Source organism: Micromonospora alfalfae (assembly GCF_022230925.1).
Classification (GTDB): Bacteria; Actinomycetota; Actinomycetes; order Mycobacteriales; family Micromonosporaceae; genus Micromonospora; species Micromonospora alfalfae.
The window spans coordinates 92,471-104,900 of record NZ_JAKKFH010000032.1 but is presented as its reverse complement, the minus strand read 5'-3'; the positions used below and the strand labels follow the sequence as shown (position 1 = coordinate 104,900).

General features: G+C 72.4%; 9 protein-coding genes. 4 read left to right on the top strand and 5 right to left on the bottom strand.

Annotated features, from left to right (window positions below):
- The first annotated feature begins 33 nt into the window (after nucleotides 1-33).
- Both MED01_RS25050 and MED01_RS25045 read left to right on the top strand, forming a co-directional pair.
- A complete protein-coding gene (locus tag MED01_RS25050) occupies nucleotides 34-1,206 on the top strand; it encodes a PQQ-dependent sugar dehydrogenase (protein WP_238670995.1) in 1,173 nt (390 codons plus the stop codon).
- Nucleotides 1,207-1,266: 60 nt separating this feature from the next.
- Nucleotides 1,267-2,871: a metallophosphoesterase gene (locus MED01_RS25045; RefSeq protein ID WP_238670994.1), complete on the top strand. Its 1,605-nt coding sequence runs from the start codon at nucleotides 1,267-1,269 to the stop codon at nucleotides 2,869-2,871.
- A gap of 44 nt (nucleotides 2,872-2,915) precedes the next feature.
- Here MED01_RS25045 and MED01_RS25040 read toward each other — a convergent pair whose 3' ends face one another.
- Together MED01_RS25040 and gatB are read right to left on the bottom strand one after the other, a co-directional pair.
- Nucleotides 2,916-5,273 (bottom strand): thiamine pyrophosphate-binding protein, encoded by a 2,358-nt coding sequence (locus MED01_RS25040; protein WP_238670993.1) that lies wholly within the window; start codon nucleotides 5,271-5,273, stop codon nucleotides 2,916-2,918.
- Between the two features lie 125 nt (nucleotides 5,274-5,398).
- Nucleotides 5,399-6,898 carry an Asp-tRNA(Asn)/Glu-tRNA(Gln) amidotransferase subunit GatB gene (gene gatB, locus MED01_RS25035; RefSeq protein ID WP_238670992.1) on the bottom strand — a complete coding sequence of 500 codons (1,500 nt, stop codon included), beginning with the start codon at nucleotides 6,896-6,898 and terminating at the stop codon, nucleotides 5,399-5,401.
- 121 nt (nucleotides 6,899-7,019) lie between these two features.
- Between gatB and MED01_RS25030 the strand changes: the two genes are divergently transcribed.
- Together MED01_RS25030 and MED01_RS35870 are read left to right on the top strand one after the other, a co-directional pair.
- The gene (locus MED01_RS25030; RefSeq protein WP_238670991.1) at nucleotides 7,020-7,265 is read left to right on the top strand and encodes a hypothetical protein; all 246 of its coding nucleotides are present in this window, start codon (nucleotides 7,020-7,022) and stop codon (nucleotides 7,263-7,265) included.
- A 156-nt stretch (nucleotides 7,266-7,421) separates the two neighbouring features.
- Nucleotides 7,422-7,556 (top strand): hypothetical protein, encoded by a 135-nt coding sequence (locus MED01_RS35870; RefSeq protein WP_274526208.1) that lies wholly within the window; start codon nucleotides 7,422-7,424, stop codon nucleotides 7,554-7,556.
- Between the two features lie 72 nt (nucleotides 7,557-7,628).
- On the opposite strand, the gene gatA is transcribed toward MED01_RS35870, so the two are convergent.
- The 3 genes from gatA to MED01_RS25015 form a co-directional block, all read right to left on the bottom strand.
- Nucleotides 7,629-9,104, bottom strand: coding sequence for an Asp-tRNA(Asn)/Glu-tRNA(Gln) amidotransferase subunit GatA (gene gatA, locus MED01_RS25025; protein ID WP_238670990.1), 1,476 nt, complete (start codon nucleotides 9,102-9,104; stop codon nucleotides 7,629-7,631).
- 156 nt (nucleotides 9,105-9,260) lie between these two features.
- Nucleotides 9,261-9,566, bottom strand: a complete 306-nt coding sequence (gene gatC / locus MED01_RS25020; RefSeq protein ID WP_238670989.1) for an Asp-tRNA(Asn)/Glu-tRNA(Gln) amidotransferase subunit GatC — start codon at nucleotides 9,564-9,566, stop codon at nucleotides 9,261-9,263.
- Between the two features lie 145 nt (nucleotides 9,567-9,711).
- Nucleotides 9,712-12,384 carry an EAL domain-containing protein gene (locus MED01_RS25015; protein WP_238670988.1) on the bottom strand — a complete coding sequence of 891 codons (2,673 nt, stop codon included), beginning with the start codon at nucleotides 12,382-12,384 and terminating at the stop codon, nucleotides 9,712-9,714.
- Between the last annotated feature and the right edge of the window lie 46 nt (nucleotides 12,385-12,430).

The window sequence follows — 12,430 nt, the reverse complement described above, 5'->3', positions numbered from 1 at the left end:
GGCCGGGTCGCGCGGCGGGCTACCCTGGGCCGGGTGAACGCCCGTCCCCCGTACCCTCGCATCCGCCGCCTCCGGGTGGCCCTCGCGGCGTCCTGCGCGGCGCTGCTGTTCACGGCCGGTTGCAGCTTCGGCGAGCCGGAGCCCGACCCGGCCGGCGAACCGCCCAACCTGCCTACCCCGTCCGCGTCGGCGAGCCCCGGCGGCGCCGGCCAGCAGGCGGTGGCGACAGTGCTCGCCAAGGGTCTGCGGGTGCCGTGGGCGATCGCTTTCCTGCCGGACGGCGGTGCGTTGGTCACCGAACGGGACAACGGCCGGATCCTCCAGGTCGGCCCCGAGTCCGGCCCGGACGGGCTGCGTGTCCGCCCGGTGCAGACCGTCCCGGACGTGGCGGCGGCGGGCGAGGGTGGCCTGCTCGGCATCGCCGTCTCCCCCGACTACGCCCGAGACCGGACGGTGTTCGTCTACTACACCACCGAGCGGGACAACCGGGTCGCCCGGCTGCAACTCGGCGGGCAGCCCACCCCGATCCTCACCGGCATCCCCAAAGCCAATGTGCACAACGGCGGCGGGCTGGGCTTCGGCCCGGACAAGCAGCTCTACGTCAGCACCGGAGACGCCGGGCAGCGCCCCCTCTCCCAGGACGTGAAGAGCCTCGGCGGCAAGATCCTCCGGATCACCCCGGACGGCAGGCCCGCCGCCGGCAACCCGTACCCCAACTCCCCGGTCTGGTCCCTGGGGCACCGCAACGTGCAGGGTTTCGCCTGGGACGCCGCGAAGCGGATGTACGCCGTCGAGTTCGGCCAGAACACCTGGGACGAGATCAACCAGATCACCAAGGGCGGCAACTACGGCTGGCCGGAGGTCGAGGGCCAGGCCGGCGACAAACGGTTCACCGATCCGATCGCGCAGTGGGCGACGTCGGACGCGTCCTGCTCGGGTCTGGCCGCCACGGACCGGCTGCTGGTCACCGGCTGCCTGCGCGGCAAGCGCCTCTGGGTGATGGAGCTGACCGACACCGGCACCCTGCTCGGTCAGCCCAGTGAGCTGCTCACCAACCGCTACGGTCGACTGCGTGCGGTGGCCGCGGCACCGGACGGGTCGCTCTGGGTGAGCACCTCCAACCACGACGGCCGGGGCGACCCGGCGGGCGACGACGACCGGCTCCTGCGGGTGGTCTTCGCGGGTGGTGACGGCGGACGCAGCTGACTGCGTCACCATCCGTTCAGGTTTGCCAAGATCCTCCGACGGGCAGGTCAGACTTTCAGCATGGACGGGCAACGCGACGAGCGGCACGACGACGCCGATGACCGGGACGACCCGGTGACCGGCGGCGATCGGCCGCGCCGGACGGCTTGGTGGGTCGGCGCCGCCGGCCCACTGCGCCGCCTCGGGCTGGTCGTCGCCGTCCTCGCCGTGGCCCTGGCCGGGGCGGTGCTCGGGGTGCTGGCCGGCGGCCAGGTGAGCACCGACATCGGCCCGTTCCGGGCCAATCTCAGCATCTCCCCCGCCCGGGACGGCGGCACCACCGTCGACATCCCGCCGCTCGGCGCGCTGCTGCTCGACAGCCACGACGGGCCGACCCATCTCACCGTCCGGCTGGGCGCCCTCGACCAGGGGCGCACCGAGGCGTTGATCGACGACCCGGCCAGCATCAGCCGGGCCAGTCAGAGCGCCGTGGAGGACGTCCGCTCCGGGGTGATGCGCCTCGGCCTGCGTACCCTCGGCGCGTCGGTGCTCGTCACGTTGATCCTGGCCGGGCTGATCTTCCGCAACGTTCGGCGGACCGCCTGGGCGGGAGGGTTGGCGCTGCTGGTCACCGCCGGCAGCCTCGGCACGGCGGCGGCGACCCTTCGCCCACAGGCCATCGAGGAACCCCGCTACGAGGGGCTGCTGGTCAACGCGCCGGCCATCGTCGGTGACGCCCGACGGATCGCCAACGACTACACGAAGTACGCGGAACAGTTGCAGCGCCTGGTCGGCAACGTCAGCCAGCTCTACACCACAGTGTCGGCGCTTCCGCTGTTGGAGCCGACCCCGGGCACCACCCGGGTGCTGCACGTCTCCGACATGCACCTCAACCCGACCGGCTGGCAGCTGATCCGGACGGTGGTGGAGCAGTTCGGCATCGATGTGGTGATCGACACCGGGGACATCACCGACTGGGGCAGCGAACCGGAGGCCTCCTTCGTGGCCTCGATCGGCCTGCTGAAGAAGCCGTACGTCTTCATCCGGGGCAACCACGACTCCGGCAAGACAGCCGCCGCCGTGGCCCGTCAGCCGAACGCGATCGTCTTGAACAACACGACCACCACCGTCGCCGGGCTGACCATCGCCGGCATCGGCGACCCGCGCTTCACCCCGGACAAGAACACCTCCCCGGCCGGCAGCGGGTTGACCCAACAGGTGGCCGACCAGGTGATCGCGGCCGGCAACCAGCTCGCCGCGACGGTCCGCAGCTCACCGCGACCGGTAGACATCGCGCTCGTGCACGACCCGGCGTCGGCCGGGCCGCTCGCCGGCACCTGCCCGCTGGTGCTGGCCGGGCACACCCACTCCCGGCAGGTCTCCGAGCTGCCGCAGGCGCCCGGGCAGCAGCGCACCACGCTGATGGTGGAGGGCTCCACCGGCGGCGCCGGGCTGCGCGGCCTGGAGGGTGAGAAGCCCACCCCGCTGTCGATGAGCGTCCTCTACTTCGACCAGCAGAAGCTGCTCCAGGCGTACGACACCATCACCGTCGGCGGCACCGGGCAGGCCCAGGTTAACCTGGAACGACGCCTGGTGGAGAACCCGAGCGCCGGCGTCCCCGCCACACCGACGCCGACGCCGAGCGGCGGTGTCCCCGCCACACCCACGCCCACGCCGACCGGCTGAGCCGACGTCGACGCCCGCCGGCGGACCGGCGGGCGGTCGACGGCTCAGCGCAGCGCGATGGCGGCCAGCGCGGCGTTGACGATGCTGCCGGGCAGCAGGTCGTGCAGTTCGTACAGCTCGGCGACGCTGCCGGACTGGCCGAACTCGTCCACGCCGAGCGGCACCGCCGGCGCGCCGACCGCCGAACCGAGCCAGGCCATCGCGTGCGACGCGGCGTCGTGCACCGTCACCACCGGCACCCGATCGGCGAACGCGGACCGCAGCGCCCCCGGCACGCTGGGCACCGTGGCCGTCCGTACGCCCTGGCGAAGGGTGCGCTGCCAGGCCCGGTAGAGCCGGTCGAGACTCGTCACGTCGACAACGTGCGCGGCGACGCCCTCGTCGGCCAGCTCCGCCGCCGCGGCCAGCACCTCGGGCAGCACCGCGCCGGAGGCGGCCAGCTGCACCACCGGGGCGTCGACCAGGTGCGGGTACGCCTGGTGCGCGTCGACCAGCCGGTACGCCCCGGCGACGACCTGCCGGCGCAGCACCGCGTCCCCGAGCCGTGCCCGGGCCGCCTCGAACGGCGCCTGATCCAGCGGTCGGGTGCTCAACCGGAAGTAGTACGCGCCGTCCTCGGCGGGTGCTGCCGTCGCGGCCGGAGCCGACCCACCGGCGATCTGACCGAGCGCGTCGCAGAGAAGCCAGTCGAGGGTGGCCGCGTACGCCGGCTCGACGAACGTCACCCCGGGCAGCTCCAGGCCGACCGACGCGGTGATCGTGGACTGGTGGGCGCCGCCCTCCGGGGCGAGGGTGATACCGGACGGGGTGCCGGCAACCACGAACCGGGAGCCGGAGTAGGTGCCGTACAGGAACGCGTCGAGGCCGCGCAGCACGAACGGGTCGTAGACGGTGCCCACCGGCAGCAGCGGCTGCCCGGACAGGTCCCAGGACAGCCCGAGCTGGCCGAGCAGCAGGAACAGGTTCATCTCCGAGATGCCCAGCTCGATGTGCTGCCCGGCAGGGCTCTCCGTCCAGCGCAGCATCCGGTCCTCGGTCCAGGAACGCTGCTCGGTGGGGGCGAACACCCCGGTCTTGTTGATGAACCCGGCCAGGTTGGTGGAGGTGGCCACGTCCGGGGCGGTGGTGACCAGATAGCGGCCCACCTCCCGGTCCCGCGCCAGGTCCACCAGCACCCGACCGAAGACCTCCTGGGTGGAGATCGGCTTGGTTGCGCGTACTCCAGTGCTCTCCGGGACGGTGACCCCGAGCGCGCGCTCGCGCGGCGCGCGGGACAGCGCCTCCCGGCGGGCGCCGGCCTGGATCCCGGCGGGTGATGCCGGGTCGAGGCGGTCCCACTCGGTCTCGGCGGTCAACCCCTGCGCGGCGCGCAGCGTGTCGACCTGCTCCGAGCTGAGCAGCGCGGAATGGTTGCGCGGATTGCCGGCGATGGGCAACCCCCAACCCTTCACCGTGTACGCGAAGACGACGCTGGGCCGGTCGGTGACCGCGTCGCACTGGGCGTACGCGTCAAGCATCGCCTGAAGGTCGTGCCCGCCCAGGTCGGTGACGAGCGGGCCCAGCTCCTCGTCGGAGACATCGGCGATCAGCTCGGCGATGCCGGCCGGAGCGCCGTCCAGGAACTGCTTGCGCAGTGCCGGCCCGACCAGCCCGAACAGCGACTGGTACTGCTCGTTCGGCATCGCGTCGATCCAGTCGCGCAGCGCCTCACCGCCCGGCCGGGCGTACGCCTCGGCGAGCCGACGGCCGTACTTGACCTCCACGACGTGCCAGCCGGCCGCCTCGAACTGGCCCCGCCACTGGTTGATCCGGATGCCGGGGACCACCCGGTCCAGCGACTGGCGGTTGAAGTCGACGAGCCACATGACGTTGCCCAGCCCGGTGGTCGCCGGGTCGGCGACCGCCTCCCAGATGTTTCCCTCGTCCAGCTCGGCGTCGCCGATCAACGCCACGAACCGGGAGTGCGGGCGGGCCCCGAAGTGCGCGTCGACGTACCGCCGGGTGGCGGCGGCGAAGAGCGGCGCCGCCGCGCCCAGGCCGACCGAACCGGTGGAGAAGTCCACAGCGTCCGGGTCCTTGGTGCGCGACGGGTACGACTGGAGACCGCCACGGGCCCGCAGCCGGGGCAGGTAGGAGCGGTCCAGGTTGCCGAGCAGGTACTGGATGGCGTGGAACACCGGTGACGCGTGCGGCTTCACGGCGACCCGGTCCTCGGCGTCCAGGTGCGCGAACCAGAGCGCTGTCATCGCCGTGACCAGCGAGGCGCTGGACGCCTGGTGGCCGCCGACCTTCACACCGTCGCCGGTGGCCCGGTCATGGTTGGCGGCGTCCACGATCCGGGTGGCGAGCCAGAGCACCCGCCGCTGGATCTCGTCGAGGACATCGAGGTCGTGCTCGGTCACGGTGGCTCCATCCAGGCGTCGTCGTTGACGCCCTCGCGAGGGGTGCGGGGTGGCCGCGTGGGTCGACAGGGGGTGGCCGAAGGCCGCCGCCGGGTCGCGGCGGCGGCCTGCTCCGGGTGGGTCTCTCAGCCCTGGACGCCGAGGCGCTCCAGGATCAGCTCACGCAGGGTCTTCGCGTCGGCCTGCCCACGGGTGGTCTTCATGACCGCGCCGACCAGCGCGCCGACCGCGGCGACCTTGCCGCTGCGGATCTTGTCGGCGATGCCCGGGTTCGCGGCGATCGCCTCGTCCACGGCGGCGGTGAGCGCGCCGGTGTCCGACACGACCTCCAGGCCCCGGCTGGTCATGATCTCGGTGGGCGAGCCCTCACCGTCGACAACGCCCTCCAGCACCGTGCGGGCCATCTTGTCGTTGAGCTTGCCGGCGTCGACAAGACCCTGAAGCTCGGCGACCTGGGCGGGCGTGGCTCCGATCTCGGCCAGCTCCACGCCGCTCTCGTTGGCCCGGCGCGACAGCTCACCCAGCCACCACTTGCGGGCCGCGGCCGGGGTGGTGCCGGCGGCCACCGTCGCCTCGATCAGCTCGACCGCGCCGGCGTTCAGCACCGACTGCATGTCCAGGTCAGAGAGGCCCCACTGCTCCTGGAGCCGACGCCGGTGCACCCGGGGCAGCTCCGGCAGGGCGGCCTTCAGCTCAGCGACCCAGGCCGGGTCCGGGGCGATCGGCACCAGATCCGGCTCGGGGAAGTACCGGTAGTCGGTGGCCGTCTCCTTCGAGCGACCCGGCGTGGTGTCACCGGTGTCCTCGTGGAAGTGCCGCGTCTCCTGGGTGATCCGGCCGCCCGCGTCGAGCACCGACGCCTGCCGCAGCATCTCCGAGCGGACCGCCCGCTCCACCGACCGCAGCGAGTTGACGTTCTTGGTCTCGGTACGGGTGCCCCACTCCGCGCCCGGCAGGTTGAGCGAGGTGTTCACGTCGCAGCGCAGCGAACCCTCCTCCATCCGCACGTCGGAGACGCCGAGGGTGCGGATCACGTCGCGCAGCTCGGCGACGTACGCCTTGGCCACGTCGGGGGCGAGCGCGCCGGTGCCCGTGATCGGCTTGGTGACGATCTCGACCAGCGGGATGCCGGCCCGGTTGTAGTCGACCAGCGACTCCGTCGCGCCGTGGATGCGGCCGGTGGCACCGCCGACGTGCAGCGTCTTGCCGGTGTCCTCCTCGAGGTGCACCCGCTCGATCTCGATCCGCACCGTCTCGCCGCCCACCTCGACGTCCAGGTAACCGTCGACGCAGATCGGCTCGTCGTACTGGCTGATCTGGAAGTTCTTCGGCATGTCCGGGTAGAAGTAGTTCTTCCGGGCGAACCGGCACCACTCGGCGATCGAGCAGTTCAGCGCCAGGCCGATCCGGATGATCGCCTCGATGGCCGCCTTGTTGGCCACCGGCAGGGAGCCGGGCAGGCCCAGGCACACCGGGCAGACCCGGGTGTTCGGCTCGCCACCGAAGTCGGTCGGGCAACCACAGAACATCTTGGTGTTCGTGCCCAGCTCGACGTGGGTCTCCAGGCCGATCACCGGTTCGAAGCGCGCAACGACCTCGTCGTACGCGGGCAGTGTCGTGGTCATGAGACGCTCCAGGCGCGATCCGGGACAGAACCTGTCCAGCCTAATGGGGTTGCCCGATCAATCCTCGGCCGGGTTTCGTCCGGCGTGCGTGGCGTTACCGACAGCGGGGTACGGAGCGACAATGACGAATACGGGGAGAGAGCGAGGAATGCAGGCCCGGCCGGTGCTCGTCGGGGTGGTCGCGGTGTGGGCGGTGGCCGTCGTGGTGACACTGATCAGCTGGTTCGCCTCCGGGGAGGACCGCCAGCCGGACACCACAGCCGAGTTGGTGATCGGGATGCTGCTGCCCGGGGTGGTGGCGGTGGTGATCGCGTACGCAGTGGTGCACCTGCTGGGACGGTGGCGTCGGGATCGGGAGCGGCAGTGACAACCGAAGAGAGTGTCGCCGCCGACGAGCAGGTTTCGCAGGGGCGGCACCACCGCAACACGTACGTCGTCGCCGCGTTGGTCGTGGTCCTCTTCGCCGCGCTGGGCACCGCCGCCGTTGTTCGCGGCGGGCGCCGGCACCCAGGTGCTGGTCCTGGTGAGCGCCGACAGCTCGTTCACCCGGGTGCTGGCCGTGTTGCTGCTCCTGCTCTGGGCCGGGTCCATCTGGTATCGCTGGCGTGGCCTGCGGGAGGCCCGCCGCTACCTCGCCGGGCCGCCGAGCCAGCCCTGATCGACACCCCACCTGCCCGGACGCGCGATCGGCGCCGAGGGACATGTCCCTCGGCGCCGATGCGGTTCCGGTCTAGAGCGTCGGCGGGGTGAGCGTGCCGACGGCGGACTCCAACGCGGCGGCGACCCGGTACATCCGGTCGTCGGCCATCGTCGGGGCCATCACCTGCAGACCGACCGGCAGCCCCTCGGAGAGCCCACAGGGCACCGAGATGCCCGGCCCGCCGTACAGGTTTGTCGGAATCGTGTACAGGTCGGCCAGGTACATCTGGTACGGGTCGGCGGTCCGCGCGCCGATCGGGAACGCCACCGACGGGGTGGTCGGCGAGATCAGCGCGTCGACCCGCTCGAACGCGGCGGTGAAGTCCCGGGTGATGAGCGTCCGGACCTTCTGCGCCTGCCCGTAGTACGCGTCGTAGTAACCCGACGACAACGCGTACGTGCCGATCATGATGCGGCGCTTGACCTCCGGGCCGAAGCCGGCCTCCCGGGTCAGCGACATGACCTCCTCCAGCGACCGGTTGCCGTCGTCGCCGACCCGCAGGCCGAACCGGACGCCGTCGAACCGGGCCAGGTTGGAGGAGCACTCACTCGGGGCGATCAGGTAGTACGCCGGCAGCGCGTACGCGAACGTCGGGCAGGACACCTCGACGACCTCGGCACCCATCTTGGTCAGCGCGTCCACCGACTCACGGAACGCGGCCATCACGCCCGGCTCGGCGCCCTCGCCGACGAACTCGCTCACGATGCCGAGCCGCACACCCGTCAGGTCGCCGGTAGCACCGAGCTTCGCCGCCGCCACCACGTCCGGCACCGGCTGCGGGATGGAAGTGGAGTCGCGCGGGTCGTGCCCGCCGATCACCTGGTGCAGCAGGGCCGCGTCGAGCACCGTCCGGGCACACGGGCCGGGGGTGTCGAGCGACGAGGAGAACGCCACCAGCCCGTAACGGGAGGTGCCGCCGTAGGTGGGCTTGGCGCCCACGGTGCCGGTGACCGCACCGGGCTGGCGGATCGAGCCGCCGGTGTCCGAGCCGATCGCCAGCGGCGCCTCGTACGCGGCCAGCGCGGCGGCGCTGCCACCACCCGAACCACCCGGGATCCGGCTCAGGTCCCACGGGTTGTGCGTCGGGCCGTACGCCGAGTATTCGGTGGAGGAGCCCATCGCGAACTCGTCCATGTTGGTCTTGCCGAGCATCACAGTGCCGGCGTCCCGCAGCCGCTGCACGATCGTCGCGTCGTACGGCGGGCGCCAGCCCTCCAGGATCTTCGACCCCACAGTGGTCGGCACGCCACGGGTGGCGAGCACGTCCTTGACCGCGACCGGCACACCCGCGAGCGGGCCCAACTCCTCGCCGGCGGCCCGGCGCTCGTCCACCGCGCGGGCCGCGGCGAGCGCGCCCTCGGTGTCGACGTGCAGGAAGGCGTGCACCCGGTCGTCGACAGCGGCGATCCGGTCCAGGTGCGCCTGGGTCACCTCGACAGCGGAGGTCTCGCCCCCGGCGACCAGGGCCGCGATCTCCGTCGCGGTCATTCTGATCAGATCGCTCATGCCGTCACTCCGCTTCGCTCCGCGACGCCATGAGGCACCACCGCGCTGCACTGCTGATTCGCTCGCTGCCGCTCGCTCATGCCGTCACTCCGCTTCGCTCCGCGACGCCATGAGGCACCACCGCGCTGCACTGCTGATTCGCTCGCTGCCGCTCGCTCATGAGGCCACATCCTCGGTCAGGATCCGCGGTACGCGGAACCGCTGGTCCTCGGCGTCGGGCGCGCCCGACAGCGCTTCCTCCGGGGTCAGGCACGGCGTGACGACGTCCTCGCGGAAGATGTTGGTCAGCGGCACCGAGTGCGAGGTCGGCGGGATGTCCGCGGCGGCGACCTCGCCGACCTGGGCGACCGCCTTGAGGATCACGTCGAGCTGACCGGCGAACGTGTCCAGCTCCTCCTCGGTGACGGCGAGCCGCGACAGGCGCGCCAGGTGCGCGACCTCCTCGCGGGAGATGGCGGCCATCAGTGCCCCCTTCTGAATTCCTGCTGGTCGGGCGGTGTGCCGGCCGCGCGACAGGTGGAGCGTGACACGCGGTGACCGGAGCGAGTCTATTGTTCCGCTCCGGTGCCGCGTCCCCGACTCCCCCTCCGGCGGCCCTCGTGCGGGGTCAGCGGGTGGGGCGGCGAGCGACATCCGGCTGTGGGAGCCCGCCGGTCGGGCGCACCGGCCGGTACCGGGCCAGCCAGGTGACCAACTCCTCGGCCGGCATCGGCCGGGCGTAGAACCAACCCTGAGCGGCATCGCAGCCGGCGGCGTGCAGCATCCGCCAGGTCCGCTCGTCCTCGACACCCTCGGCGACCACCCGCAGCCCCAGCGCGCCGGCCAGCTCGATCATGGATCGGACGATCGCCGCGTCGTCGGCGTCGTCGGCCATGCCGAGAACGAACGACCGGTCCACCTTCACCTCGGACAGCGGCAGGCGGCGCAGGTGCTGGAGCGAGGAGTAGCCGGTGCCGAAGTCGTCGAGCGCGATGGCCACCCCGATCCGGTGCAGCCGGGAGATGGTGGCCAGCACCCGACGCGGGTCGGCCATCAACGCGCCCTCGGTGATCTCGACCTGAAGGCGCTCGGCCGGCACCCCGTAGCGGGCCAGCCGATCGGCGATCTGGTCGGCGATCTCGCCGGTGTGCAGGTCGCGCACGCTCACGTTCAGCGCCGCGCGCAGGCCGATGCCGGCCGCCGACCACTTGGCGAGCTGTTCCACCACGTCGTCGACGACACGACGGGTGAGCAGTCGCATCACGGCGCTCTGCTCGGCGACCCGGATGAGTTCCTCCGGGTCGACCATGCCCCGCCGGGGGTGCCGCCACCGCAGCAGCGCCTCGACGCCGACCACCTCGCCGGTCGCGATGGCGATCTGCGGCTGGTAGTACATGGTGATTTCCCCGGCGTCGTCGGCCGGCTCATCGTCCGCGTGCGCCCACCCGGTCGGTTCCAGTGGCTGCCCGGACGCACCCGGCCCGACGTCCCGCCGCCCCCCGGTCCGGCCCCTGCCCACAGCGCTCCCGTTCGGGGACCGCCGACCGACCCCGCCCCCGGCGCGCCGCTCCCGGGCCGAGCCGGAACGGGTGCCGGCGACAGTGGCACGGGCGTTGCGGCCGCGGATGGGGTCGGCTCCGGTGGCGATCCGGTTGATCAGCTCATCGGAGTGCACCAGCTCCGCGTCGGTGCGCCGACGCCGTGGCCACCACCTTGTCGCTCCCGGTGGCGCCGGGGCGAGCGTCGGCGCCGGGTCCGTCGCTGGCGCCGACCGGTCCGACGCCGCGGTGGGCAGCGCACCCTCGGCCGGGGCGCCGGTGGGCAGCGCCGCCCCGTCACCGCCGCGCACCTCAGCCGACGCGACAAGGGGTACGTCGGCAGTCCGCTCGGCGTCACCCGGCACGCCGTGCCGGCCGTTCCCGTCCGGCTCCACACCCTCACCCTGGCCCTGAACAGCCGACTCGGCGTCGCCGGCGAACGGCCCCTCGGCCGAAGGGCTGGTCTCCAGTACGCGGCGCAGGTCGGCGAGGAGGCCGAGTCGCTCGGCGGAATTGTGGTCGGACTCCGGGGCGTACACGGCCACCGTGTCGTTGCGGTGTTTGGCGTCGTACATCGCCACGTCGGCGTGGCGCATCAGGGTGGCGAAGTCCTCGCCGTGCTCCGGGAAGAGGGCGATCCCGATCGACCCGCCCACGTCCAGCGGCAACCCGTCGAGCGGCACCGGCTCGGCCAGCGCCTGAACCACCCGGTCGGCCAACTCCCGCGCCTGACCGACGTCGGTCAGCCCGGTCATCACGATGGCGAACTCGTCACCGCCCAGCCGGGCGATCATCTGTGGCCGGGGCTGCATGTCGGTGAGCCGGGCGCTGACCTCGACCAGCAGCCGGTCGCCCACGGCGTGCCCAAGGGCGTCGTTGACGTTCTTGAAACGGTCCAGGTCGATCAGCAGGAGCGCGAGCTGCCCGTCGGGTTCACCACGGGCGGTCCGCTCCGCATGCAGGTGCACCTGCTCGGCCACCTCGGCCAGCAGTGCCTTGCGGTTGGGCAGCCCGGTCAGCGGGTCGGCGGCGGCAAGGTGCTGCTGTTCGTTTGTCAACCGCGCCATCCGGTAGACGGCGAAGAGCGGCACCAGCACCAGCGGGATCAGCGCGGCGCTGACCCGCGCCGCCGCGACCAGCACCGGGGCGAGCAGCAGCAGCGAGCCGGTGGACAGCAACTCGAAGCCGAGGCCCTGACGGACCGTGGGCCACCAGCGGTCCCCGAACCGCAGCCGCACCGCCCAGCTGACCAACCCGTAGTTGACGACGAACCAGGCCAGTACGGCACCGCCGACGGCGGCCACGTCGGTCCAGTGCAACCGCCCGCCGGAGAAGATGGTGCCGGAGCTGAGCTGGATCACCCCGTACGCGGCGGCGAGGGCACACGCGTACTGGCCGACGTTGAACGCCGTGCGCCACGCAGCGTGCCGCATCCGCCAACCCGAGACGACGACGCCCACCGCCTGCACCACCACCGCCGGGCCGAGACCCCAGCCCAGCAGGATCGCGAAGGTGAAACAGGTGGACGGAAACACCGCCGACGTCTGCCGGCGCCCCGGTGGCACGAACGGGCGCGCGTCGCAGATCACGGCGAGCGCGGCCATCGTCCAGAACGCCACCGGCAACTCGGACAACTCGCCGGGGAGCGTCGCGAGTGGAACGGCGGCGGTCAGCGCGGCGACCGCCAGGATGCCGGCGACGAAGGCGGCGAACGGTGCGACCCGTCCCGCAGGAAGCGAGTTGCGTGGGTCGGCGACCTCCACCACACCTCCCGACCGACCATCGGCGTGCCGGTGCGCGCGCCGTGAC